Source organism: Kocuria salsicia (assembly GCF_039532055.1).
GTDB lineage: Bacteria > Actinomycetota > Actinomycetes > Actinomycetales > Micrococcaceae > Kocuria > Kocuria salsicia.
The window spans coordinates 16,785-41,530 of sequence record NZ_BAAARF010000012.1 but is presented as its reverse complement, the minus strand read 5'-3'; the positions used below and the strand labels follow the sequence as shown (position 1 = coordinate 41,530).

24 protein-coding genes are annotated in these 24,746 nt (G+C 71.4%); 20 read left to right on the top strand and 4 right to left on the bottom strand.

Annotated elements, in window-relative coordinates; translation table 11 throughout:
• Positions 1-28 precede the first annotated feature (28 nt).
• Positions 29-976, top strand: coding sequence for a tRNA (adenosine(37)-N6)-dimethylallyltransferase MiaA (gene miaA / locus ABD264_RS10100; protein ID WP_144942443.1), 948 nt, complete (start codon positions 29-31; stop codon positions 974-976).
• Positions 977-981: 5 nt separating this feature from the next.
• The gene (gene dapF, locus ABD264_RS10095) at positions 982-1,926 is read left to right on the top strand and encodes a diaminopimelate epimerase (RefSeq protein ID WP_344205885.1); all 945 of its coding nucleotides are present in this window, start codon (positions 982-984) and stop codon (positions 1,924-1,926) included.
• 180 nt (positions 1,927-2,106) lie between these two features.
• On the opposite strand, the gene ABD264_RS10090 is transcribed toward dapF, so the two are convergent.
• Complete coding sequence (locus tag ABD264_RS10090) at positions 2,107-2,724, bottom strand: class I SAM-dependent methyltransferase (RefSeq protein WP_144942249.1); 618 nt, start codon at positions 2,722-2,724, stop codon at positions 2,107-2,109.
• 88 nt (positions 2,725-2,812) lie between these two features.
• Between ABD264_RS10090 and hflX the strand changes: the two genes are divergently transcribed.
• Together hflX and ABD264_RS10080 are read left to right on the top strand one after the other, a co-directional pair.
• The gene (hflX, locus tag ABD264_RS10085) at positions 2,813-4,465 is read left to right on the top strand and encodes a GTPase HflX (RefSeq protein ID WP_144942248.1); all 1,653 of its coding nucleotides are present in this window, start codon (positions 2,813-2,815) and stop codon (positions 4,463-4,465) included.
• Positions 4,462-6,525: an ATP-dependent DNA helicase gene (locus tag ABD264_RS10080; RefSeq protein WP_344205882.1), complete on the top strand. Its 2,064-nt coding sequence runs from the start codon at positions 4,462-4,464 to the stop codon at positions 6,523-6,525. Before hflX ends, ABD264_RS10080 begins: the two co-directional genes overlap by 4 nt.
• A 221-nt stretch (positions 6,526-6,746) precedes the next feature.
• Here ABD264_RS10080 and lexA read toward each other — a convergent pair whose 3' ends face one another.
• On the bottom strand, positions 6,747-7,511 hold the full coding sequence (gene lexA, locus ABD264_RS10075) for a transcriptional repressor LexA (RefSeq protein WP_144942246.1): 765 nt from the start codon (positions 7,509-7,511) through the stop codon (positions 6,747-6,749).
• Positions 7,512-7,803: 292 nt separating this feature from the next.
• Between lexA and ABD264_RS10070 the strand changes: the two genes are divergently transcribed.
• The 7 genes from ABD264_RS10070 (at position 7,804) to ABD264_RS10040 (ending at position 12,909) form a co-directional block, all read left to right on the top strand.
• Positions 7,804-8,304 (top strand): LysM peptidoglycan-binding domain-containing protein, encoded by a 501-nt coding sequence (locus ABD264_RS10070; protein ID WP_244944759.1) that lies wholly within the window; start codon positions 7,804-7,806, stop codon positions 8,302-8,304.
• 127 nt (positions 8,305-8,431) lie between these two features.
• Entirely contained in the window at positions 8,432-9,535 is a 1,104-nt protein-coding gene (locus ABD264_RS10065) for a histidinol-phosphate transaminase (RefSeq protein ID WP_344205879.1), read from the top strand.
• Between the two features lie 206 nt (positions 9,536-9,741).
• Positions 9,742-10,359, top strand: coding sequence for an imidazoleglycerol-phosphate dehydratase HisB (gene hisB / locus ABD264_RS10060; RefSeq protein WP_144942244.1), 618 nt, complete (start codon positions 9,742-9,744; stop codon positions 10,357-10,359).
• Positions 10,356-11,072 (top strand): imidazole glycerol phosphate synthase subunit HisH, encoded by a 717-nt coding sequence (hisH, locus tag ABD264_RS10055; RefSeq protein ID WP_425554323.1) that lies wholly within the window; start codon positions 10,356-10,358, stop codon positions 11,070-11,072. Before hisB ends, hisH begins: the two co-directional genes overlap by 4 nt.
• The gene (locus ABD264_RS10050) at positions 11,069-11,230 is read left to right on the top strand and encodes a hypothetical protein (RefSeq protein ID WP_186366700.1); all 162 of its coding nucleotides are present in this window, start codon (positions 11,069-11,071) and stop codon (positions 11,228-11,230) included. Before hisH ends, ABD264_RS10050 begins: the two co-directional genes overlap by 4 nt.
• A 76-nt stretch (positions 11,231-11,306) precedes the next feature.
• Complete coding sequence (priA, locus tag ABD264_RS10045) at positions 11,307-12,056, top strand: bifunctional 1-(5-phosphoribosyl)-5-((5-phosphoribosylamino)methylideneamino)imidazole-4-carboxamide isomerase/phosphoribosylanthranilate isomerase PriA (RefSeq protein WP_144942242.1); 750 nt, start codon at positions 11,307-11,309, stop codon at positions 12,054-12,056.
• Positions 12,049-12,909, top strand: coding sequence for an SseB family protein (locus ABD264_RS10040; protein WP_344205876.1), 861 nt, complete (start codon positions 12,049-12,051; stop codon positions 12,907-12,909). Before priA ends, ABD264_RS10040 begins: the two co-directional genes overlap by 8 nt.
• 93 nt (positions 12,910-13,002) lie before the next feature.
• On the opposite strand, the gene ABD264_RS10035 is transcribed toward ABD264_RS10040, so the two are convergent.
• Entirely contained in the window at positions 13,003-13,455 is a 453-nt protein-coding gene (locus ABD264_RS10035) for a DUF1844 domain-containing protein (RefSeq protein ID WP_144942240.1), read from the bottom strand.
• Between the two features lie 408 nt (positions 13,456-13,863).
• Here ABD264_RS10035 and infC point away from each other — a divergent pair, with 408 nt between their 5' ends.
• From infC to ABD264_RS09990, 9 genes are all read left to right on the top strand, one after another.
• Entirely contained in the window at positions 13,864-14,895 is a 1,032-nt protein-coding gene (gene infC, locus ABD264_RS10030; protein WP_344206047.1) for a translation initiation factor IF-3, read from the top strand.
• A 117-nt stretch (positions 14,896-15,012) separates the two neighbouring features.
• On the top strand, positions 15,013-15,210 hold the full coding sequence (gene rpmI / locus ABD264_RS10025; RefSeq protein ID WP_055085669.1) for a 50S ribosomal protein L35: 198 nt from the start codon (positions 15,013-15,015) through the stop codon (positions 15,208-15,210).
• Positions 15,211-15,303: 93 nt separating this feature from the next.
• Positions 15,304-15,690 carry a 50S ribosomal protein L20 gene (rplT, locus tag ABD264_RS10020; RefSeq protein WP_055085659.1) on the top strand — a complete coding sequence of 129 codons (387 nt, stop codon included), beginning with the start codon at positions 15,304-15,306 and terminating at the stop codon, positions 15,688-15,690.
• 8 nt (positions 15,691-15,698) lie between these two features.
• Positions 15,699-16,709: a TrmH family RNA methyltransferase gene (locus ABD264_RS10015; protein WP_344205874.1), complete on the top strand. Its 1,011-nt coding sequence runs from the start codon at positions 15,699-15,701 to the stop codon at positions 16,707-16,709.
• 77 nt (positions 16,710-16,786) lie between these two features.
• A complete protein-coding gene (locus ABD264_RS10010; RefSeq protein ID WP_344205873.1) occupies positions 16,787-17,290 on the top strand; it encodes a (deoxy)nucleoside triphosphate pyrophosphohydrolase in 504 nt (167 codons plus the stop codon).
• Between the two features lie 287 nt (positions 17,291-17,577).
• Complete coding sequence (locus ABD264_RS10005; protein WP_425554327.1) at positions 17,578-19,086, top strand: MDR family MFS transporter; 1,509 nt, start codon at positions 17,578-17,580, stop codon at positions 19,084-19,086.
• A 182-nt stretch (positions 19,087-19,268) separates the two neighbouring features.
• The gene (gene pheS / locus ABD264_RS10000; protein WP_144942235.1) at positions 19,269-20,327 is read left to right on the top strand and encodes a phenylalanine--tRNA ligase subunit alpha; all 1,059 of its coding nucleotides are present in this window, start codon (positions 19,269-19,271) and stop codon (positions 20,325-20,327) included.
• A gap of 4 nt (positions 20,328-20,331) precedes the next feature.
• The gene (gene pheT, locus ABD264_RS09995) at positions 20,332-22,884 is read left to right on the top strand and encodes a phenylalanine--tRNA ligase subunit beta (RefSeq protein ID WP_344205870.1); all 2,553 of its coding nucleotides are present in this window, start codon (positions 20,332-20,334) and stop codon (positions 22,882-22,884) included.
• Between the two features lie 39 nt (positions 22,885-22,923).
• Positions 22,924-23,532: a hypothetical protein gene (locus tag ABD264_RS09990; RefSeq protein WP_303106103.1), complete on the top strand. Its 609-nt coding sequence runs from the start codon at positions 22,924-22,926 to the stop codon at positions 23,530-23,532.
• A 69-nt stretch (positions 23,533-23,601) separates the two neighbouring features.
• Here ABD264_RS09990 and ABD264_RS09985 read toward each other — a convergent pair whose 3' ends face one another.
• Complete coding sequence (locus ABD264_RS09985) at positions 23,602-24,579, bottom strand: quinone oxidoreductase family protein (RefSeq protein WP_144942232.1); 978 nt, start codon at positions 24,577-24,579, stop codon at positions 23,602-23,604.
• Positions 24,580-24,746 lie beyond the last annotated feature (167 nt).

Sequence of the window (24,746 nt, the reverse complement as noted above, 5' to 3'; positions counted from 1 at the left end):
AGTGGACGGACAGGCGGGCCCCGACGTCGTGAAGCAGCCGGATGCGCCAGGACGAGGCCCGGACGGCCCGCCGCTCGTAGCCGTCGTGGGTCCCACCGGCACAGGGAAGTCGGACCTCGGCATTGCCCTGGCCCACCGGCTGGACGGGGAGGTCGTCAATGCGGACGCCCTGCAGCTCTACCGGGGAATGGACATCGGCACGGCCAAGCTCCCGCCCGAGGAACGGGGCGGGGTGCCGCACCATCTGCTGGACGTCCTGGAGATCCACGAGGAGGCCTCCGTCGCCGCGTTCCAGCGTGAGGCCCGCCGTGCCATCACGGAGATTGTCGGCCGGGGCCGCGTGCCGGTCCTCGTGGGAGGTTCCGGTCTCTACGTCCGCGCGGTGCTCGACGACATCGAGTTCCCCGGCACTGACGCCGGCATCCGTGCGCGTCTCGAGGCGGAGCTGGCCCGGCACGGGCGGGCACCCCTGCTGGAACGGCTGGCCGCCGTGGACCCGGAGTCTGCCGCTCGGGTCAAGGACGAGCGGCGGCTGGTCCGGGCGCTCGAGGTCCACGAGCTCACGGGCCGACCGTTCACGTCCTTCATGCCGCGTCGGCACTACGTGCGGCCCACCGTCCAGGTGGGCCTGGGCATGGACCGGGAGGTGCTCGCCGAGCGCCTGGCCCGCCGTGTGGACGTCATGCTCGAGCGCGGCTGGCTGGAGGAGGTGCGTGCCCTGGAGGCACGGGGGCTGCGGGAGAGCCCTACAGCGGGCAGGGCCCTGGGGTATCCGCAGCTGCTGGCCGTGCTGGACGGCACCCTCGACCTCGAGCAGGCGCGCGAGCAGACCGTGGTGGCGACGCGCCGGTTCACCAAGCGGCAGCGCACGTGGTTCGGCGCCGACTCGCGGGTCCACTGGCTCGACGCCGCCACCCCCGGCGGGGTGGACGAGCTCGCGGACCGCGCGGGCCGTGCTGCACGGTCAGTAGGATGACGGGCATGACGGAAACAAGTGAGGCAACGGGCGGCGCCGCGCACTGGCGGGAACTGGCGGGAGTGCGCGTCAGCAAGGCGCACGGCACGGGCAACGACTTCGTGGTCTTCACGGACCTGGACGGCTCGCTGGACGTCTCTGCGGACACGGTGGCCGCGGTGTGCGACCGGCACCTGGGACTCGGCGGGGACGGCCTCATCCGTGCCGTGCGTGCCGAGCACGTGCCGGAGGGCCGTCGGCTCGCCGAGCGGCCGCCGAACGTCGAGTGGTTCATGGACTACCGCAACGGGGACGGCTCGGTCGCGCAGATGTGCGGCAACGGCGTGCGCGTCTTCGTGGACCATCTGGTGCGGGAGGGCCTCGTCACCCTGCCACGCGGAGCCCGGCTTCGGATCGGCACCCGGGCGGGCGTCCGCAGCGTCGCGCGCACCGCGGACGGGTACGCGGTGGACATGGGTCCCTGGAGCTTCGAGCACGGTGACGCCGCTCGTGAGCGTGGTTCCGACTGTCTGGTCTCGGTCTCGGGCCTCACAGTCCAGCGCCCGGGGATCTCGCTGAGCATGGGCAACCCGCACACGGTCGTCGCGCTGTCCGAGGGAGAGAAGCTGGACGCCCTGGACCTGCACACTGCGCCGGTCGTGGACCCGGCGCCGGGAGACGGCACGAACGTGGAGTTCGTGGTGCCCCTGGAGCACGACGACGACGCCGTGGGCCGCATCGAGATGCGCGTGCACGAGCGCGGGGTCGGGGAGACCTATTCGTGCGGCACGGGTGCGTGCGCCGCCGCGGCCGCCACGCGCTTCTGGGGCGGGCAGGACTCACCGGACCGCTGGTTCGTGCGGGTTCCCGGGGGAGTGCTCTCGGTCACCTTCGTCCCGGCCCCGGACGGCACGGAGCACGTGGTGCTGGCCGGCCCGGTGCGAGTGGTGGCCACCGCCGAACTTGTGTGAGGCGCGGGGTGGCCGCGCGGCGTCGCCGGGCGTTCCTTGGCCGTGCGTGCCGCGGTCCGGTGGGTGGCTGTACTTGCTGCCCACCCACCCACCTGCCCGCACGGGACCACGCCAGGGCCCGGACGCACCGCGCGCCATCGCCTGCTCCTGACCGCACACGTGGGGCCAGGCCGCGCGGGGTCAGTCCCTTTCCACCGCAATGATCCGGAAGCCCTTGTCCGTGGCCGCGCGGCGCACGTGGAAATCCTCCGGCAGGGTTTCCCGCAACCAGCGCTGGAGAGTGTCCCCGCCGAGGTTCTTCTGCACCACGAGCCACGCGGTGCCGCCGGGAGCGAGCCGGGGCAGCCACTGGGAGAGGATCTGGTGCAGGGCATCCTTGCCCACCCGGATGGGCGGGTTGGACCAGATGGTGTCGAAGGTCAGCTCTGCGGGGACGTCCTCGGGAAGGAAGGTCTGCACGCCCGTGAGGCCCAGTCCCTGCGCGTTGGCCGCGGTCAGGGCGAGGCTACGCTCGTTGACGTCCACGGCCGTGACGCTCGCCTCCGGGTCGGCCTGGGCCAGCGCGATGGTCAGTGGGCCCCAGCCGCAACCGATGTCGAGGAAGGATCGCCCCTGGGGATCCGGGACGTTGCGCAGCAGCGCCGCCGTTCCCTTGTCCAGCGCCCCGGGGGAGAAGACTCCCGCGTCGGTGCCTACCTCCACGGTGCGTCCCCTCAGCTCCGCTGTGATCCGGCGCGGCTTCTGCGCCACGGCCGGGTCGGAAACGAAGTAGTGCTGCGCGGCGGGCTCGGGGGTCATGGCTCCATATGGTAGTGCCCGCCCGGGGTGTGTCGGTGCCCGGCGCTAGACTGTCAGCACTGACCACCCCTTCCGAACACAGGAATACATGACTGAATCTCACACCCACCGGGACGCCGCGCCGCAGGACTCCGCGCAGCCCGGTGACCTGACCGGCCCGCAGCTCGAGGACGTCGTCTCGAGGGTTCTGGCCCGCGCACGCAGCCGCGCCGAGGCCCCCCTGGCCGCAGCCGGCTCCCATCCGGCCGACGGTGACGTCGCCGTGACAGAGAGCGGGGCCCGCACCAGCCGCGAGCACCTGGGGCGCGCCCGAGAGCTGGCCGCGGAGAACGAGCACCACGGCGTCGGCGACGGCGAGCAGCAGGACCTCGCGGAGCGTCACGCCCTGCGCCGCGTCGCGGGGTTGTCCACGGAGCTCGAGGACGTCACCGAGGTCGAGTACCGCCAGCTGCGCCTGGAGCGCGTGGTTCTTGCCGGCGTTTTCTCGAGCGGCACCCTGGCGGACGCCGAGAACTCCCTGCGGGAACTCGCCGCCCTGGCGGAGACCGCCGGCTCCGAGGTCATGGACGGCCTGCTGCAGCGCCGCGTGAACCCTGACCCCGGCACGTACCTCGGCTCGGGCAAGGCACTCGAGCTCAAGGATGTCGTGGCCGCCACGGGAGCGGATACCGTGGTCGTGGACGCTGAGCTCGCCCCGTCCCAGCGCCGTGCTCTGGAGGACGTGGTCAAGGTCAAGGTCATCGACCGCACCGGACTCATCCTGGACATCTTCGCGCAGCACGCGAAGTCCAAGGAGGGCAAGGCGCAGGTCGAGCTCGCGCAGCTCGAGTACATGCTTCCCCGCCTGCGCGGCTGGGGCGACTCCCTCTCGCGCCAGGCCGGTGGCCGTGCCGCGTCCGGCGAGGGCATCGGCAGCCGCGGCCCCGGTGAGACCAAGATCGAGCTGGACCGCCGTCGCATCCGTCAGCGCATGGCCAAGTTGCGCCGCGAGATCGCGGGAATGAAGCCGGCCCGCGAGACCAAGCGGTTGAACCGTAAGCGCAATTCCGTTCCTTCCGTGGCCATCGCCGGCTACACCAACGCGGGGAAGTCCTCCCTCCTGAACCGGCTCACGGACGCCGGGGTACTCGTGGAGAACGCGCTGTTCGCCACGCTGGACCCCACCGTGCGCAAGGCCGAGACCCCTGACGGTATCGGCTACACCCTCGCGGACACGGTGGGCTTCGTGCGCTCGCTGCCCACGCAGCTGGTCGAGGCGTTCCGCTCCACACTGGAGGAGGTAGCGGATGCGGACGTGATCGTGCACGTGGTGGACGCCTCTCACCCGGACCCCGAGGGCCAGCTCAAGGCAGTGCGTGACGTTCTCACGGACGTGGGGGCGAACAGCATCCCCGAGATCGTGGCGCTGAACAAGGCGGACGTCGCGGATCCCGTGGTCCTCGCGCGTCTGCGCAACCACGAGAACCCCTCGGTGGCCGTCTCCGCTCGCACGGGAGAGGGGGTCGAGGAGCTGCAGCGCCTGATCGCGGCCGCCATCCCGCGCCCGGACCACGAGCTGGAGCTGATGGTGCCCTACGTTCACGGGGAGGTCGTCTCACGGCTGCACGCCCAGGACGCCGAGATCCTGCGCACCGAGCACACGGAGGACGGCACCCGGCTGCACGTGCGGGTGCGCGAGGACCTCGTGGCGGACCTCGAGCCCTACCTGGTCCCGGGCGCGGAGGATCCTGCCGGCGCATGACCTCCGTGTTCATCGACGAGACCGGGGCGGACATCTCGGACGTCCGCCCGGAGTCCCTGCCCGGGGGTGCGGACGCCCTCGAATTGCTGGACGCCGCCGTCGCCGCCCTGGGAGGCCAGCGGCGGGAAGGGCAGCGCTTCATGGCCGCGAAGGTCGCCGAGGCGCTGGAGACCCGCAGGCACCTGCTGGTGCAGGCCGGCACGGGCACGGGCAAGTCCCTCGCGTACCTCGTGCCGGCGTTGCGCCACGCCCGGAACGCGGACAAGCCCGTAGTCGTTGCCACCGCCACGCTCGCCCTCCAGTCCCAGATCACCGGCCGCGACGTCCCCCGTCTGCTGGACGCCCTCGAGCACGAGCTCGACGAACGCCCGACCGTGGCCCTGCTCAAGGGTCGTTCCAACTACGCGTGCTTGCACAAGGTGGAGGGCGGCTACCCGGAGGATGACGACGCCGCGCTGTTCTCCGTGCCCGGCACGGCCACCGGCGGTGCCGGCTCCGGGGCGGAGCGTCCCCTTGGTGGGCTCGCCCAGCAGGTGGTGCGGCTGCGGGAGTGGGTCGGGTCCACCGAGACCGGTGACCGGGACGATGTCCAGCCCGGTGTCTCGGACGCCGCGTGGCGCCAGGTCTCGGTCACCGCGAAGGAGTGCCTGGGGCGCAAGTGCCCCCTGGTGGAGGAGTGCTTTGCCGAGCGGGCGCGGGCCCAGGCGGGAGAGGCGGACGTGGTGATCACCAACCACGCGCTGCTCGCGATCAACGCCTTCGAGGGACTCGCGGTGCTGCCCGAGCACGACGTCGTGATCGTGGACGAGGCGCACGAGCTGCGCGACCGTGTCACGGGAGCCGTGACGGCGTCGTTGTCCGCGGCGGCCGTGCGCGCGGCGGGAACCGGTGTGCGCAAGCACACGGCCGCCTCCGGCGAAGCGCTTGAGCGCGCCGCCGAGGCCTTCGACCGTGCCTTCGAGGACGAGCAGTCCGGGCTGCTGCCCCGCGGTTTCACCGAGGAGCAGGTCTACGCGGTGCGGGGAGTCCAGGACGCCGCCCGCACGGGGCTGAGCGAGACCAAGGGGGAGAGCAAGGGAGAGGACGCCGGGCGGCACGCCGCGCGATCGCGGCTCTCCGAGCTGCTCGACACCGCCGAGCGGATGCTGGGCGCGGACACCACCAGGGACGTCCTGTGGATCTCCAGGGTGGGCAGGTGGAGTCCCGGAGCCGGCTACGAAGGGGCCGGCCCGGGGGAGCCCGCCACCCTCAACATTGCACCCCTCAGCGTGGCCGGGCCCCTGCGGGAGGGGCTGTTCGACGGTCGCACAGTGGTCCTGACTTCCGCCACGCTGGCCGTGGGCTCCTCCTTCGCCTCCGTCGCCGGATCTCTCGGGCTGCAGGGCCCCGGGGCACCGAAGTGGCGCGGCGTGGACGTCGGCAGCCCCTTCGACTACCGCAGCCAGGGCATCCTCTACGTGGCGAAGCACCTGGCGAAACCGGGGCGCGGAGTATCGGACGAGCAGCTCGACGAGCTGCTGGAACTCCTCGAGGCGTCCGGCGGAGGGGCGCTCGGACTCTTCTCCTCCCGCCGCGCCGCTGAGGACGCTGCCGAGGCGCTGCGAGAACGCACGGAGCTGCCCATCCTGTGCCAGGGGGACGCCTCCCTGCCCTCGCTCGTCAAGGAGTTCACGGACGACCCCGCGGCAAGTCTCTTCGGCACCATGAGCTTGTGGCAGGGGGTCGACGTTCCCGGGCACTCCTGTCGGCTCGTGGTGATCGACCGGATCCCGTTTCCCCGCCCCGATGATCCGCTGGGCACCGCGCGCACGCGTGCCACGGAGCGGGCGGGAGGTAACGGGTTCATGACGGTCTCCGCGTCCCACGCCGCGGTGCGGCTCGCCCAGGGTGCCGGTCGGCTGATCCGCTCGAGCGGGGACCGCGGCGTCGTCGCCGTGCTGGACTCCCGCCTGGCCACGGCCCGGTACGGATCCTTCCTGACCCGTTCGCTGCCTCCCCTGTGGCGCACGACGGACCGGCAGATGGTGCTCGGCGCGCTGAAGCGCCTCGATGCCTCCTGACGGAGCCCCCGGGCTGGACCTGGCTGTGTGGCGGGTCGAGGCGGGTACCGGCAACGCCGACGCTGCCTCGCCCTGACGGAACCACTGGAGGGCACGCGGGTGCCACCGCGGTCTGGGTGACGACGACGCAGGGTGGCTGCGCGCCGATGCTGCTGCGATCCCACGTGTGGGTGGGTGCCCCCGTGGCGGTGACGCGGTGGGGTGGCTGGTCCCGGGCCGGACTACAGGGCGCGGAAGACGGAGACGACCTTGCCCATCACTGTGGCGTGGTCGCCGAGGATCGGCTCGTAGCGCGTGTTCTGCGGCAGCAGCCAGGTGTGCCCGTCGCGCTGGCGGAATGTCTTGACAGTGGCCTCGTCGTCGAGCAGGGCAGCCACGACGTCGCCGTTCTCCGCCGAGTTCTGCTGGCGGACGACCACCCAGTCGCCGTCGCAGATGGCGGCGTCGATCATGGAGTCGCCGGAGACCTTCAGCATGAACAGCTGGCCGTGACCCACGAACTGACGCGGGAGGGAGAAGACGTCCTCGACCGACTGCTCGGCCGTGATGGGCCCACCGGCGGCGATGCGTCCCACGAGGGGTACGGAGACCATGGCGGAGGACTCGTCCGCGGAGGGGAGGTCTCCGATCGTGTGGACGGACGGGGACGGAAGACGGCCGGCCATCTCCCCGCGGGCCTCGGGAGCATCCTGCTCGGCCCCCAGGTGGCGGTTCAGCTCCTCGGCGCTGAGCGGACGGAGCACCTCCATGGCGCGCGGGCGGCGCGGATCGCGGCGGAGGTACCCCCACTTCTCGAGCTGGCCGAGCTGGTGCGTGACGCTGGAGAGGGAGGCCAGACCCACGATGTCCCCGATCTCCCTCATGGACGGCGGGTAGCCCCGTGAGGCGATGGAGCGCTGGACGGCGGCCAGGATCCTGGCCTGCCGCGGGGTGAGCGAACGCGCGCGGGTCTCTGCCGCGCGGCGATCCGGGGAAGAAGTGCTCACGTGCGGGTCCTTTCGCCGTGTCACGCGGTGCGGTGGTGTCCCAGGGGGACGGCGCGGCGCTGGGGCGCTTATGCGTGTCGGAGATGTGGGGTCGACTGACTGCTGTGTGACCTCGAGCTTAACCCGCGAAAGGCCGCCGATTCAAATATGTGTTCGAAAACAGCCTCGACAGTGTTCGTACATCCGTGCTAGAACTGAAACCTGTCATTCGAAGGTGTGTTCTACGAACGCAGTACAGGATTCGAACACCGCCGCCGGGAGGTGGCGCCGCCCCGATCACCAGGAGGTTGTCGTGACCGCACTCATCATGCCGAGGTCCCTACGTCGCGGTGCCGCCGCACCCGTGTCCCGCCTCTCCCGCGCCGCCCGTCGCGCGGCCACGGTCGCCGCTCCGGCGGCCACCCGCGGGGCGAGCACCGTGCGCGCAGCCGGAGCGAGTGCCCGCGGGCGCCGCCCGGAGGGGGCGAGCGGGAGTGCCGGGTCCGGCGTTCACCTCACCCGCCGAGGGCGCTTCCTGCTGATGGGGCTCCCGTTCGTCACCGGTGCCGCGGCGCTTCTCGTGGTGGCTGCGGTGTTCCTCCTCCCGGCCACCGTCAAGGCCTCCACTGACAGCGTGGCGGAACCCGTCACCCGCAGCGTCACCGTGCAGGCGAACCAGACGCTGTGGGAGATCGCTGCCTCCTCGGAGCCCCAGCGCGACACCCGCGAGGTCATGAGTGACATCGCGGAGCTCAACGGGCTCTCCTCGCCCTCGCTCATGGCCGGACAGGTCCTCGAGGTGCCGGCCCGCTGATGCCCTCCGGGGCCCGGGGACCCGGATCGGAGCAGTTGCCGCCGGTTTGCCCCGGTGGCCGGCAACTCGTAACCGCATGGAGAACGTCCTCGAAGAACTTCCCCGGAGAAGTTCATAGACTGGGGCGGTGAACAATCCCGCCGCACCCCTCGACTCCCTTCCGCTGCGCGACGACCTGCGCGGAATGTCCCCGTACGGGGCTCCCCAGCTGCAGGTCGCGGTCGCGCTGAACACGAACGAGAACACGCATCCCGTGCCGGACGACGTCGTGGAGGCCATCACGAGGCGCGTGCACGAGACGGCCGTGTCCCTGAACCGGTATCCGGACCGCGACTTCACGGACCTGCGCCGCGCACTCGCAAACTACCTGGGCCACGGTCTCACCGAGGACAACCTCTGGGCGGCCAACGGCTCGAACGAGATCCTGCAGCAGATCCTCCAGGCGTTCGGGGGCCAGGGCCGCTCCGTGTTGAGCTTCGTCCCCACGTACTCCATGTACCCCCTGCTGGCCCTCGGTACCGGCACGGAGTTCACCGCGGGGAGTCGCGCCGAGGACTTCTCGCTCTCTGCAGAGTCGGCCGCGCAGCAGGTGCGGACCCACGCACCGGACGTCGTCTTCCTGTGCTCGCCGAACAACCCCACGGGTACCGCCCTGGGCCTGGACGTGGTCCGTGCCGTGTACGAGGCGGGGGAGGACGCCAACACCGTGGTGGTCGTGGACGAGGCGTACGCAGAGTTCGCACGCTTCGGCACGCCGTCCGCCCTGACCCTGCTGGAGGGCCGGCCCCGACTGATCGTGACCCGCACCATGAGCAAGGCCTTTGCGCTGGCCGGCGCCAGGCTGGGGTACTTCGCAGCGGCCCGCGAGGTCGCTGATGCCATGCGGCTCGTGCGCCTGCCCTACCACCTCTCGAGCGTCACCCAGGCGACGGCACTGGCGGCGCTGGCTCACCACGAGACGCTCCTGGCCACGGTGGAGGACGTCAAGATGCAGCGGGACCGGATCGTGGACGAGCTCAAGCGCATGGGCCTGACCCCGGCGGAGTCGGACTCCAACTTCGTCTTTTTCGCGTGCCACGGGGACGCCCACGACATGTGGCAGGCGCTCTTGGACCGGGGCGTCCTGGTGCGCGACGTCGGCATTCCCGGCCACCTGCGCGTCACGGCCGGCACGGAGGCAGAGACTACCGCGTTCCTCGAGGCCGTGGAGGACTACCTGTCCGTCCACTGACGAGGCGCCCGGGCCGGGCGGCACGAGGCCAGCAGTCACCTGGGGCTGACCTGGCGCGACTGGCCCGGTGCTGGACGAGGGGACGGTGTCCATCCGGCCCACGACGCAGTACCGTCGGCGCGGTTCAGCCGGTCGGGGGCCCGCCTAGAATGGAACGGTCCCGTGAAGGGTCGCGGGACACGAACACCAAGGAGTCAACGCAGCACATGAGCGCAGCCGAGAAGCAGCGAACCGCCAGCGTGGAGCGCGTGACGAGTGAGTCCACGGTGCGCGTGAGCGTCAACCTGGACGGCACGGGGACGTCGCGGATCGAGACGACCGTCCCGTTCTACGACCACATGCTCACCGCCCTGTCCAAGCACTCCCTGATCGACCTGGACGTCCAGGCGCACGGTGACACGGACATCGACGTCCACCACACGGTGGAGGACACGGCGATCGTGCTCGGAGAGGCGCTGCGCGAGGCTCTCGGGAACAAGCGCGGGATCCGCCGCTACGGGCAGGCCACCGTGCCGCTGGACGAGGCCCTGGCCTCCGCGGTGGTGGACGTCTCCGGGCGTCCATACACGGTGCACCTCGGGGAGCCGGAGGGGCAGCAGTACCACCTGATCGGCGGGCACTTCACCGGGTCCATGACCCGTCACGTCTTCGAGTCGCTGGCCCACCACGCACAGCTGTGCCTGCACGTGGAGCTCCTCCGCGGCCGGGACCCGCACCACATCGTCGAGGCCCAGTTCAAGGCCCTGGCGCGGGCGCTGCGCGAGGCTGTGGAGCTGGATCCGCGCATGGCAGGCTCCATCCCATCCACGAAGGGGTCACTGTGAGCGGGGTGGACACCGGGGTGCGTGACGCCCCCGACGTCGTCGTGCTGGACTACGGGGCGGGCAACGTCCGCTCCGCGGTCCGGGCGCTCGAGGCGGCCGGGGCGCGCGTGAAGCTCAGCGCGGACCCGCGCGACGTCGCGGACGCGGACGGTCTGCTCGTCCCGGGCGTGGGTGCCTTCGAGGCGGTCATGTCCGGGCTGCGCGCCGTGGACGCGCCGCGTCTGATCGACCGCCGTCTCAGCGGGGGCCGCCCGGTCCTGGGCATCTGCGTGGGGCTGCAGGTCATGTTCGAACGCGGTGTGGAGCATGGACGCGAGTCCGAGGGGCTGGGCCAGTGGCCGGGCACGGTCGAGCGGCTGGCTGCTCCCGTCGTTCCCCACATGGGCTGGAACACGGTGCAGCCCCCGGAGGGTTCCGTGCTGTTCCGCGGCCTGGAGGACGAGAGGTTCTACTTCGTGCACTCCTACGGGGTGCAGGACTGGGCGTTCGACCAGAGCATCGAGCAGATGTCCCCGCCGGCCGTCACGTGGGCCAAGCACGGAACCCCATTCGTGGCCGCGGTGGAGAACGGTCCGCTGAGCGCCACCCAGTTCCACCCCGAGAAGTCCTCTCGCGCGGGCCTCGCGCTGCTGCGCAACTGGCTCGCCACGCTCCCGCGCACCGGCCGCATGCAGGGGCGCATGCCCGCCACCGGAGCGGAGGTCACCCCGTGACACCCTCACTCCTGGTGCTCGTGGCGGGGGCGTTCTTCGTGGGAGGCGCCATCTCGTTCCACCAGCAGCGCAAACCCCTGTGGTCGGTGATCCTGATCGCGGTCATCGCCGCGGCGCTCATCGGCTACGGAGCGTACTCGTGGTCCGTGAGCGTGTGAGGCCCCACGGCCCAGACGCCCCCGGACACCCACCGACACCCTGAGCGCGCCACCCGGCGCTGACGCGAGGAGAGACATGACCGAGACCACCGAACCCCGCCTCGAGCTGCTGCCGGCGGTGGACGTCCAGGGAGGGCAGGCCGTACGCCTCGTCCAGGGCGAAGCCGGTTCCGAGACGGGATACGGAGATCCGCTGGAGGCGGCGCGCTCGTGGCAGGATGCCGGGGCCGAATGGCTTCACCTGGTGGACCTGGACGCCGCGTTCGGTCGCGGCGACAACATCGAGGTGCTACGGCGCGTCGCGGAGAACCTGCACCTGAAGATCGAGATGTCCGGCGGCATCCGGGACGACGAGTCCCTCGAGCGGGTCCTCTCCCTGCGGCCTGCGCGCATCAACCTCGGCACCGCGGCCCTGGAGAACCCGGAGTGGACCCGCCGGGTGATCGCGGAGCACGGGGACCTGATCGCCGTGGGTCTGGACGTTCGCGGCAGCACGCTCGCGGCCCGTGGCTGGACCCGTGACGGTGGGGACCTCTGGGAGGTCCTGGACCGGCTCGAGGCGGACGGCTGCGCTCGCTACGTGGTCACGGATGTCACCAAGGACGGCACCCTGCGGGGCCCGAACACCGAGCTGCTCGCGGAGGTGGCGCGGCGCACCGACAAGCCCGTGGTGGCCTCCGGCGGCATCTCCTCGCTCGAGGACATCGCGGCCCTGCGCGAGCTCGTGGCCACGGGAGTCGAGGGAGCCATCGTGGGCAAGGCCCTCTACGCGGGAAGGTTCACGCTCTCCGAGGCCCTCGCAGTCGCCGGTCGCCCCGGTGCCTGAGACCCCGGAGGCCCGCCCCCTGCCTCCGCACATCGCCGCCCAGCTGCGGTCGGCGGGCGGTGCCACGGACACCGGTGGACAGATCTGGGAGGGTCGGAACCTGGGGGAGGGGACCAGCCACACCCACCAGTTCTCCGAGGATCCCGGTACCGCGGACCTGAGGCTGGAGCGCGCACTCTCCGCCTGGCGCGAGGGGCGGCTGGGTGAGCAGGACCTCGTGGCGGCCCTCGGATCCGCGCGCGTCTTCGTACCCATCGTGGCGCGGGTCTCGCAGTCCCACATCACCGAGGGCGGGCTGGTCTCCGACAAGGAGGCGGACATGGCCCTCGTGAGCCTCACGGCCTCGGACGGCCGCGCCGCGCTGCCCGTCTTCACCTCGACGGCGGCGCTGCAGGCCTGGAACGCGCAGGCCCGTCCCGTGGCCGTGGAGATCCGCCGCGCAGCACTGTCCGCGGTGCAGGACGGTTCCTCGATGCTCGTGATCGATCCCGGAACGGATCCGGCGTTCGTCGTGCGCCGACCGGCACTGTGGGCTGTCGCACAGGGCCAGGAATGGACGCCGTCCTACCGTGACTTCGCGGTGGACGACGCCGTGGTGCGCGCCGGCCTTGGCATCGACGGTGTGCAGGCCGCCCTCGCCGGGCCGGGGCGCGGTGTCGCCGCGCTCCGCGCGGACGGCACCCCTCTCACGGGCGGGGGCGAGGGCCCGGAACTGACCGTGACCCTGCAGCTGCGTGCGGGCATGTCCCAGCACGAGGTTCGGGCCGCTGTGGAGCGCTACCAGCAGCGGCTCGCCGCGGAGCAGGTCATGGCGGACGCCGTGGACTCGGTGGAGCTTCGTCTCATCTCCTGATGTGCTGCCCGCACGGCAAGAACGGCCCACGACCGGCGTGGTCGTGGGCCGTTCGCGTGCAGGGTGTGCCCGGCGTTGCGACCGCAGCAGTTGTCAGCTGTAGACGGGGCCGGTGAACTTCTCGCCCGGGCCCGCGCCCGGCGCGTCCGGGAACGGGGAGGCCTCGCGGAAGGCCAGCTGCAGGGACTTCAGTCCGTCACGCAGGGGTCCCGCGTGCTGCGAGCCGATCTCCGGAGCGGCGGCCGTGACGAAGCCGGCCAGCGCCGTGATGAGCTTGCGCGCCTCGTCGAGGTCTTTGAGCTCCTCGGCGTGCTCGTCCGCGGCCAGGCCGCACTTCACGGCGGCGGCACTCATGAGGTGCACTGCGGCGGTGGTGATGACCTCCACCGCGGGAACCTCCGCAATGTCGCGCATCTGCCCCTGGACCGCGTCCACCGTGTCATCGGGGAGGCCGAGGGTCTCGGCGGGGGGGTGCTTGTGGTCGGCGGGAGGGGTGCCGGGGTTGTCGGTGAATTCGTAGCGCTCGGAGCGCGGTGCGTCGGACATGCGTCCCACTGTAGAACAGCGCCGCCGTGGAGACAGGGGGCGGCGACGGCGCACGGCCCGCCCGACGTCGACCACGGGCCCTCCTCCGCCTCCGCGTCCAGCCAGGCCCGCTCCCGGCACCCCTCTCGGCCCAGGCTGGCCGAGAGGGGTGCCGGTGCGCTATCATGGACGACAGTGTGCAAGCGGAGACGACTCCCACCCGTCACCGACTGCTCCACGAGAGATCGAGGAGCGACAGGTGCTCGGGTTCGTGACCGAACGAGCACTTCCCGGTAAGTCCGGGAAGAGTGCCCGACTCATCGGTCCACAGTGTGGTTTTTACCTCCGCTCGCGCGTGCCGCAGCGGAGGTTTTTTCGTTGCGGTCGAGGACCCGACAGCGGGACAACCCACAATCCTAGGAGCTTGGCATTAGCGATCCACGTATCAATGACAGAATCCGTGTCCCGGAAGTCCGTCTGGTCGGACCTGGCGGCGAGCAGGTCGGCATTGTGCGCGTCCAGGACGCCCTGCGGCTGGCCCGTGAATCGGATCTCGATCTGGTCGAGGTCGCCCCGAATGCCAAGCCCCCGGTGGCCAAGCTCATGGACTTCGGCAAGTACAAGTACGAAGCCGCGGTCAAGGCCCGTGAGTCCCGCAAGAACCAGGCCAACACGGTGCTCAAGGAAGTGCGTTTCCGTCTGAAGATCGACACGCACGACTACGAGACCAAGGTGGGCCACGCCAAGCGCTTCCTCTCCGCGGGGGACAAGGTCAAGGCCATGATCCAGTTCCGCGGCCGTGAGCAGCAGCGCCCCGAGATGGGTGTCCGCTTGCTGCAGCGTCTCGCGGACGACGTCGCGGACGTCGGCGCGGTGGAGACCACGCCCCGCGTGGACGGCCGCAACATGGTCATGGTGATCGGCCCGCTGAAGAACAAGGCGGAGGCCCGTGCCGAGGCCCGCAAGCAGCAGCAGCGTGAGAAGTCCAAGGCGGACAACGAGCGCGAGCAGCGTGTGGACACCTCCTCCGCGGAGTCGGTGACCCAGTCCATCGGGGACGCATTCCCCGAGGAACTGCGCCGGGCGGCGTCGGCCCCTGCCGAGGAGAAGCCTGCCGCGCAGACCGAGGCTCCCCAGACGGCTGCCCACGAGGCACCCGTGGAGTCCGCCCCCGTGGCGGCCGAGGACGAGGTCAAGGCCACCGTGGCGCCGGCGAGCGAGACGACGGAGACCGTCGTGGAGCCCGCGGCCGAGGAGAAGGCTGCCAAGCCGGCGGCTGAGGCCAAGACCGAGCCCGCTGCGAGCAAGCCTGCGGCGTCGGCGAAGCCTGCCGCCGCTGCAAAGCCCGCCGCGTCGGCCAAGCCGGCGGCGAGCAAGCCGAGCGCTGCTGCGAAGCCCGCGGCCCCGAAGCCGGGTGCTCCCAAGCCGGGTGCCGGCAAGCCCGGTCCGGCCAAGAAGTAGCGCCGCACAAGGATTGACAGCGTCGGGCGTGTGATCGCCCGGCATCAGCATGGCCGCGGCCCCGTGCCGCGGCCCGCCGGTGTGTGACACCGGCCGATGGAGAAGGAGACGGCCACCATGCCGAAGATGAAGACCCACAGCGGGACCAAGAAGCGTTTCAAGCTGACCGGTTCGGGCAAGGTCAAGCGCCAGCAGGCGAACCGCCGCCACTACCTGGAGCACAAGTCCTCCCGCCTGACCCGCCGTCTCGCGAGCGACCAGATCGTCTCCACCCCGGGCGAGGCCAAGGTCATCAAGCGGATGCTGGGCAAATAGGCCCTCTTTCGTCCCCTCAGCAGTTCGCCGCGGCAGCGCGGCGGGTAGACATGTTCCGGCTCGGGCCGGAACCGAACCGTTAGGAGTACACACGTGGCACGTGTGAAGCGGGCAGTCAATGCTCACAAGAAGCGTCGGGAAGTCCTCGAGAAGGCGTCGGGCTACCGCGGACAGCGTTCGCGCCTGTACCGCAAGGCCAAGGAGCAGATGCTCCACTCGTACACCTACTCGTACAACGACCGCCGGAAGAAGAAGGGTGACTTCCGCCGGCTGTGGATCCAGCGCATCAACGCCGCGTCCCGCGCCAACGGCCTGACCTACAACCGCCTCATCCAGGGCCTGAAGGCCGCTGAGGTCGAGGTGGACCGCCGCATGCTGGCCGAGCTGGCCGTCAACGACGAGACCGCCTTCGCGGCCCTGGTCCAGGTGGCCAAGGACGCCCTGCCGGAGGACACCTCCGCGCCGCGCGCCGCCGCCTGAGCACTCTCGTGACGTTCGTCGAGCGCCTGGACAACCGGCTGCTGTCCAATCCCCGAGCCGATCGGGTGAAGGACGTGGCCGCGCTGACCAGGCGCTCGACGCGTTCCAGGCGCGGCCTTTTCCGGGCTGAGGGCCCGCAGAACGTGCGTGAGGCCGTGCGTCTCGCGCTCGTGGCGAGCAATGATGCGGTTCCGGGCCACGAAGCTGCGTTCCACTCGCCGTCGGGCTCTCAGGAGACGGGCGGGTCTGGGCCTGCGCTTCCCGCCCTCGATGCTGTCTACGTGACCCTCGAGGAGCTGTCCCGGCACCCGGGGATTGCCGCAGACCTCGAGCAGCTCGACTCCCGCGGTGGCGTGTTCGTTCGCGCGGTGACGCCGGAGGTGCTCTCCGCGATGACCGACGCGGTCACGCCCCAGGGCATGCTGGCCGTGTGCCGGCTTCCGGAGGGGACGACGACGCCGTACCCCGCCTTCCCCGATCTCACGTGCGTCCTCGTGCGCGTCCAGGACCCCGGCAACGCCGGCACGGTGGTGCGGGCCGCGGATGCCGCCGGGGCGCAGATCGTGGCGTTCACCACGGGTAGCGTGGATCCGTTCAACCCCAAGGCCGTCCGCTCCAGCGCGGGCTCCCTCTTCCACGTCCCGGTGCTCACGGGACTGGACCTCGACTCCTTCACCGCCGCGGCGCACACCGCCGGAGTGACCGTTCTGGCCGCGGACGGCCGCGCGGACACGACCGTCGACGAGCTGGCGGACGCCGCGCTGCTGCGCCACGCCGGCTTCGAGACCTCGTCCGCCTCACCCGTCCAGCTGGAGCAGCCGACCGCCTGGCTCTTCGGCAACGAGGCGCAGGGCCTGGGCGCGCACGAGCGCGGCCTGGCCGACGCCGCCGTCGCCGTGCCGCTGCACGGGCGCGCGGAGTCCCTCAACGTGGGCACCGCCGCCACCGTCTGCCTCTACGCCTCGGCCCGTGCACAGCGCCGAGCCGCGGCTGGGCCCTTCCCGGGGGCCGCAGCGTGAGTGGCACCCCGGATCCAGAGGACCCGGACGCCACGGCAGTATGGCCGGCGGCGGCGGCCGGCCGTGGCACACGCGTCGTGGGCGCAGCCCTCCTCGACGCGGCCCGTCGGCCGACCCACGTGCTCGCGGCGCAACGCGCCTATCCGGCCGAGCTGCGCGGCCTGTGGGAGTTCCCCGGGGGCAAGCAGGAACCGGGTGAGTCCGCCCTCGACGCTCTCGTGAGGGAATGTCGCGAAGAGCTCGACCTGCGGATCCGCCTCCTGGACGAGGTCACGCCTCCCGCACCGGACGGCTGGCCACTCGCCGGAACGGCCGTGATGCGCGTCTTCACCGCCGTCGTGGACAACGGCGGGAGCTTGGGGTCTGCGGTTCCGGACCCCGTCGGCGCGCCCACGGACCAGGATGAGCCCACGAGTCAGGACGTGCACGCGGGCCCCGGAACCCCCGTGTTCCCGAGTGGGGACCACCTGGAGGTGCGATGGCTGCCCCTCGCGGACCCCGCGCAGATTCTCGGACTACCGTGGATCCCCGCAGACCTGCCCATCGTGGCAGCGCTGCTGGAGATGCTGCGAACGGAGTGAGCATGACAGACCCCTCGTCCGACCGTGCCGAGGACCGGGGGCACCGGCCGCGGGGCCGGCACCGCGCGGAACGGAACGGCGTCAGGCAGAACGCCACCGGTCCCGAGGCCGTTGGTGGGACCGTCGCCGCCGAGAACCGGCCCGGGGACACCGGAACCACCGGGGGTCTCGGTGCGGGCAACACGGTGGCAAGTGCGGCGTCGTCGACCCCCACGGGTGGTGGCGCGGACGGATCCGCGTCGACCTCCCCGGAGGCCGACCACCGGGCGTGGGGTGCCCTGTGGGCCATGGTGCTCGGCTTCTTCATGATCCTGGTGGACGCGACGATCGTCTCCACTGCCATACCCGCCATCACCGCCGGGCTGGGCACCGACATCTCCGGGGTCCTGTGGGTCACGAGCGGGTACCTGCTCGCCTACGCCGTGCCGCTACTGATCACCGGGCGGCTGGGGGACCGGGTGGGCCCGCGCACCGTGTACCTGTGGGGCCTCGGCATCTTCACGGCCGCGTCCCTGTGGTGCGGCCTGTCGCAGGACATCTCAGGGCTCGTGCTCGCGCGCGTGGTGCAGGGCCTCGGAGCGGCGCTGATGACGCCGCAGACCATGACGATCATCACGCGGATGTTCCCAGCGCGCAGCCGCGGTGCTGCCCTTGGGATCTGGGGTGCCACCGCGGGCGTGGCCACGCTGGTGGGGCCACTGCTCGGCGGGGTGCTCGTGGACCTCGCGGGGTGGCGCTGGATCTTCTGGGTCAACGTGCCCGTGGGGATCTTCGCCCTGTGGCGCGCGTGGACACGCCTGCCGAAGCTGCCGGTGCGCTCCCACTCGTTCGACGTCCCCGGGGTGCTGCTCTCCGGAACGGGCCTGTTCCTGGTGGTCTTCGGCATCCAGGAGGGGGAGACCTACGACTGGGGAACCGTGGTGGGTCCCATCACGGTGTGGCTGCTCATCGGCTCGGGGCTCGCCGTGCTGGGGGCGTTCGTGGTGTGGCAGCGGTTCACCCCCGCCGAGCCTCTGGTGCCGCTGGGCCTGTTCCGGGACCGCAACTTCTCGCTGGCGAACATCGCGATGGCGGCGGTGAGCCTGACCGTGAACTCCATGATCATCCCGGCGATGCTGTACCTGCAGGTGGTGCGCGGACTGAACCCCACCGTGGCGGCACTGAGCTACGCGCCCATGTCGCTGCTCTCGGCGTTCCTGGCCCCGGTCGTGGGCCGCGCCCTGACGCGGGTGGCCCCCCGCAGTCTCGCCCTGCCCGGGATGCTCGTGATGGCGGCCGGCTTGGCGGTCTACGCGTTCGCGCTGCGCCCCGGGACCCCGGTGCCGCTGCTCGCGGCGCTGACGCTCGTGATCGGGCTGGGCAGCGCCATGATCTGGTCCCCGGTGTCCCTGACCGCCACGGCGGATCTGGGCCCGGAGGTGGCAGGTGCCGGTTCAGGTGTCTTCAACGCCACCCGACAGGTGGCTGCGGCGATCGGCTCGGCCGTGGTGGCCGTGCTGATGCAGTCCCGGCTTGCGGCGAACCTCCCGGCCGGCGCGGGAGCCGGCGAGCTCGGAGCGGCCAGCACCGCGGGCGGTCTTCCGGCACCGCTGCAGGATGCGTTCTCCCTCGCCATGACGCAGTCGCTGCTGCTGCCGGTGGCCGTGCTGCTCCTGGGCGGGCTCGCCGCGGCGTTCTTCCACCCGCCGCACTGGCACACCGGGCACGTCTCCCGGAGGGGCTCCGGGGACAGCTCCCGGCAGGGCTCCGCGCACGCCACTCCGCAGGGCCCTGGACGCAGCGTCGAGCAGGGCTGAGCCCGGCGGGCGGCCCGGACGGCGACGTCGTCGGGCCCGTGGGCCTCGCGGGCGGCGGTGCCCGCATCCACTAGACTGACCGTGCCCGTCCGCCGAGGCGGCGGGCCCCACCCGTACCCCGCGGCTGCCGAGCACCCGGGAACGGGCCCACCCCGTCCGCGAGAGCAGGAACGCGAGAAGCCATGTCCGAGACCACACCGTCCGCCGCGGTGGACCCCACCGACGAGGCCGGGGTCGCCGCCGCCGTCGAGCAGGCGCTGAGCGAGATCCAGACCGCCGCCGACCTCGCAGAGCTCAAGACCGTCCGGCTGCGCCACGCGGGGGAGAAGTCCCCGCTGGCGCTCGCCAACCGTGCCATCGGCGGGCTCGACAAGTCGGCGAAGGCCGCCGCGGGCAAGCTCGTGGGCCAGGCCCGCGGCCGCGTCAACAAGGCGGTCGCCGCGCGCACCACGGAACTCGAGGAGGAGCGGGACGCCCGGATCCTCGTGGAGGAGGCGGTGGACGTCACCGCGGCCACGCGACGTCGTCGGCTTGGCGGGCGCCACCCCCTGAACACGCTCATGGAGCACATCGGGGACATCTTCGTGGGCATGGGCTGGGAGGTCGCGGAGGGCCCGGAACTCGAGCACGAGTGGTTCAACTTCGACTCCCTGAACTTCAAACCGGACCACCCCGCACGTCAGCTGCAGGACACGTTCTTCGTGGATCCGCCGTCCTCGCACCTCGTGCTGCGCACCCACACCTCGCCGGTACAGATGCGCTCCCTGCTGGAGCGCGAGCTGCCGGTGTACGTGGTGTGCCCGGGCAAGACCTACCGCACGGACGAGCTGGACGCCACGCACACCCCGGTCTTCCACCAGGTGGAGGGCATCGCGGTGGACGAGGGGCTGTCGATGGCGGACCTGAAGGGCACCCTCACCCACTTCGCGCGCACCATGTTCGGCCCGGAGGCAGCGATCCGGCTGCGCCCCAACTACTTCCCCTTCACGGAGCCCTCCGCGGAGCTGGACGTGTGGCACCCCACCGCCAAGGGCGGACCGCGGTGGATCGAGTGGGGTGGCTGCGGCATGATGCACCCCAACGTGCTGCGGGCCGCGGGGATCGACCCCGAGCGCTACTCAGGATTCGCGTTCGGCATGGGCATCGAGCGGACCCTGATGTTCCGCAACAACGTCCCGGACATGCACGACATGGTCGAGGGCGACGTCCGTTTCAGCGAACACTTCGGGATGGAGATCTAGAGCAATGCGAGTTCCTTTGTCATGGCTGCGCGAGTACGCGCCCGTTCCCGAGGACGCGACCGCGGAGGACGTCCTGGCCACCCTCGTGAAGGTGGGTCTTGAGGAGGAGGACGTCCACCGTCCCTCCGACTCCCTCTCCGGTCCGATCGTGGTGGGCCAGGTGCTCTCCATGGAGCCGGAGACCCACTCCAACGGCAAGACCGTGAACTGGTGCTCCGTGCGCGTGGTGCCGGAGGGCCATGAGCAGACGCTGACGGGCAAGGGCATCGACCCCTCGGGCGTCCAGGGAATCATCTGCGGTGCCCACAACTTCTCGGTGGGTGACAAGGTGGTCGTCGCCCTTCCTGGTGCGGTGCTGCCGGGCGACTTCCGGATCTCCGCGCGTAAGACCTACGGCCACATCTCGGCAGGCATGATCGCCTCCGTGCGCGAGCTCGGCATTGGCGACGACCACGACGGCATCCTGGTGCTCTCGCGGATCGGGCTGGACCCCGAGATCGGCTCCGACGCCCTGGAGCTGCTGGGTCTCTACGACTCGGCGGCGGAGGTCAACGTGACCCCGGACCGCGGGTACGCGTTCTCGATCCGCGGGATCGCCCGCGAGTACTGCCATGCGGTGCGCGCACCGTTCACGGATCCCGTGGCGGAGCTCGCGCCGAGCGTGCCGAAGCCCACCGCGGACGGCTTCCCCGTGACGATTGCCGACGACGCTCCCATCCACGGCCGCGCCGGCTGCAACCGTTTCGCGGTCCGGGTGGTCGAGGGCATCGACCCGACCGTCCCCACGCCGCCGTGGCTCGTCTCGCGCCTGCGGCTTGCGGGCGTCCGCTCCGTGAGCTTGCCGGTGGATGTGTCCAACTACGTGATGCTCGAGTACGGCCAGCCCATCCACACCTACGACGCGGACACGCTGCAAGGCGGGATCACCGTCCGCCGCGCCAGTGCGGGGGAGAGGCTCACCACGCTGGACGGGAAGGCGCGCGAGCTCGACGCCGGTGACCTCGTGATCACGGACGAGTCCGGGCCCGTGGGACTCGCCGGGGTCATGGGCGGCGCGAGCACTGAAGTGGGGGACTCCACCACCCGAGTGCTCGTCGAGGCTGCCCGCTTCGACGAGGTCTCGGTGGCCCGCACCGCCCGCCGCCACAAGCTGCCCTCGGAGGCGTCCAAGCGCTACGAGCGCGGCGTGGACCCGCAGCTTGCTCCGGTGGCCGCCCAGCGCGTCGTCGACCTCCTCGTGGAGCTGGCCGGCGGCACCGACACCGGGCGGGTCACGGACGTGGACCACACGGACCGCCCCGCCGCGATCGAGCTGCCCGCGGGCTACCCTGCGGCGCGCGTTGGAGTGGACTACTCTCCGGAGGTCGTCGAGCGCAGCCTCGTGGCCATCGGCGCCGAGGTCACGGAGACCGCGGACGGCTGGACCGTGGTCCCTCCGTCGTGGCGCCCGGATCTGCTCGATAAGGAGGACCTCGTCGAGGAGGTCGCGCGCCTGGACGGCTACGACCGGATCCCGGAACGCCTCCCGGTGGCTCCTCCCGGCCGCGGCTTCACGCGCTCGCAGGCCGCCCGACGACGCGTGGCCACCACGCTCGCTGCCGCTGGGCTCACCGAGGTGCTGAGCTACCCGTTCGTCTCGCAGGCGGACAACGACCTGTGGGCCAGCCCCACGGGCGAGCACGTGCCCTCCGTGAAGCTCGCGAACCCCATCAGCGAGGCCCAGCCCATGCTGCGGGCGAGCGTCCTGCCCGGGCTCGTGGAGGTCCTCAAGCGCAACCATTCCCGGGGCTTCCGTGACCTTGCGCTGTACGAGATTGGCCACGTGTTCCTGGCCGACGGCGTCGTCGCGGACACCCAGCCCGTGCCCCCGCTGGGCGTGCGTCCCGGGGACCAGGAGCTGGAACGCCTCAATGCGGCCGTGCCCGACCAGCCGCGCAAGCTCGCGGCCGTGCTGGCCGGCAACGACGCGCCCGCCGGTCCGTGGGTCACCCCCCGCGCACTGGACTGGCAGGACGCCCTGGACGTCGCCGAGCTCGCGGCGCGTGCCGTGGGCGTGGAGCTGACGGTCGCGCAGGGCTCCCACCACGCGTTCCACCCGGGGCGCACGGCGCGGCTGAGCACCTCCGACGGTGTGGACATCGGTGTGGCCGGTGAGCTGCACCCCCAGCTCGTGGCCGCCCAGGGCCTGCCTGAGCGAACGTGCGCCGTGGAGCTGGACCTCTCGGCCCTGCTCGACCACGAGTCCGCGGCCGTCACGGCGGAGACCATCTCGGGCTATCCCGCGGCCACCCAGGACGTGGCCCTCGTGGTGGACGCGGACGTCCCCGCCGCGGAGCTGCTGGCCACAGTGCGCCGCGGTGCCGGCGAGCTGCTCGAGACCGCCGAGGTCTTCGACGTGTACGCGGGCACCGGGATCCCCCAGGGGAAGAAGTCTGTGGCCGTCGCGCTGCGCTTCCGTGCCCCAGACCGTACTCTCACCGCGGACGAGGCTTCCCAGGCCCGTGAGAACGCGGTGGCTGCGGCCCGCAGGGAGCACGGAGCCGAGATCCGCAGCTGACCCCCACCCCCGCAGCAACGCCAAGGCGCAAGGAGCACCGTGTCCCCCGATTCCCCCGAACTCATCGACTTCCACGAGCAGGAGGAGGAGCGAACGCGCGGCTCGCGCGGATGGCTGATCGTGCTCATCGTCCTCGCGGGGGCGGTGCTGACCCTGGTCCTGGGGATCTGCTCCGCACTGTCGTTCGAGAAGGCTTCCCGGCTGGACGACTGGGCAGGCCGGTCCATGGTGGTCTCCGGGACGTACCAGACCCTCACGAACGACCTCGTGACCAAGGAGTACAACGGGATCTACACCGGGGTCATGCCGAAGAACGAGCTGGTGGATGAGTATCCGTTCGACAACCAGCTCAACGACCCGGTGAAGAAGTCCGAGGGTGACCAGATCACGTTCCGTGGCACCCAGACGGGTGTGCAGGACTCCGACTTTCCGCGGGAAGTGGACGCACTGCTCGCGGAGCAGAACGGTCACTTGACGGTTGTGGAGACGGGCGAGCCCGGCTCCTACGGGGACAGCGGCGTGACGGACTCGATGGTCACCGGCCAGCGGGTCCGAGCCGCGGCGCTCGGGGTGGGCGCGCTGTTCTGCGTCGGCCTCACGGTCTGGGGTGCGCGACGCGTGCACCGCGGGGTGCGGGAAGGCATCTAGATCTCTGCTCCGGCACAAACCGGTGGTGCACCGCCCCGTGGGTTCCCGGGCCCACGGGGCGGTGTCGTCTCACGGCAGCAGCAGGAGCTTCCCCTGCGTGCCGCGGGATTCGAGGTCGCGGTGCGCGGCGGCGGCGTCGTCGAGCGGGTAGGTGGCACCCACCCGGACCTCGAGGCCCCCGGAGGTCACGGCGTCCATGAGCTCGCCCCAGCGCCACGTGCGCTCGTCCCGGTCCCGCGTGTAGTAAGCCAGGGACGGGCGGGTCACGTAGAGCGCCCCGGAGCTGTTGAGCCGCTGCAGGTCCAGCGGGGGCACCTGGCCGGAGGAGCCCCCGAAGAGCACGGTGGTCCCGCGCACGCGGGTGGCCGCGAGGGATTCGTCGAAGGTCGTACGGCCCACCGAGTCGTAGACCACGTCCGCGCCCAGGCCGTCCGTGAGCTCGCGCACGTGCTCGGCGAAGCCTTCGTAGCCGAGCACGTGGTCCGCGCCGAGGCGCTTGGCCGTCTCGGCCTTATCCCGGGTGGAGGTCAGCGCGATCACGGTGGCGCCGATGCGCTTGAGCAGCTGGATCGTCAGTCCGCCCACCCCGCCGGAGGCAGCTGTGACCACCGCGGTCTGCCCGGGCTGCACGGGAAACGTGGACCGCACCAGGTAGTGCGCCGTGAGTCCCTGCAGGGGCAGGGCACCGGCGGTCTGAGGATCCATGCCGTCCGGCACGGGTAGCGCCTTGTCCTCCTCCACCGTGAAGAACTGCGCGTAGGTGCGGGTCGCCTCGGAGGTTGCCACGCGCTGACCGGTCCGCACGGTGGTGACCCCTGAGCCCACAGCCACGACCTCACCGGTGCCCTCAGAGCCTGCCGTGAACGGGAAGTCCACGGGGTACACACCGGAGCGCTGGTAGGTCTCGATGAAGTTCACACCGGTGGCCTCGGTCCGCACGAGGACCTCCCGGGGGCCGGGCTCGGGGAGGGGCACCTCGGCCGGGCGCAGCACCTCCGGGCCACCGGGCTCCTGCGCGACGATCGCCTGCATCGTGGTCTCGCTCATTATCAGTTCCTCCTCGCAGCGGGGTGCCGTGCTCGCAGAGGGGCACGACGGCGTCCCCGCCAGTCTCGCGCTGCGGCACCTCCCGGCACAAGGCAGTCCACGTCGGGGCGGGCGGCGGGGAGGACGGTCACCCGCGCAGAGACTTGGAACGCGTTATGCATAAATAT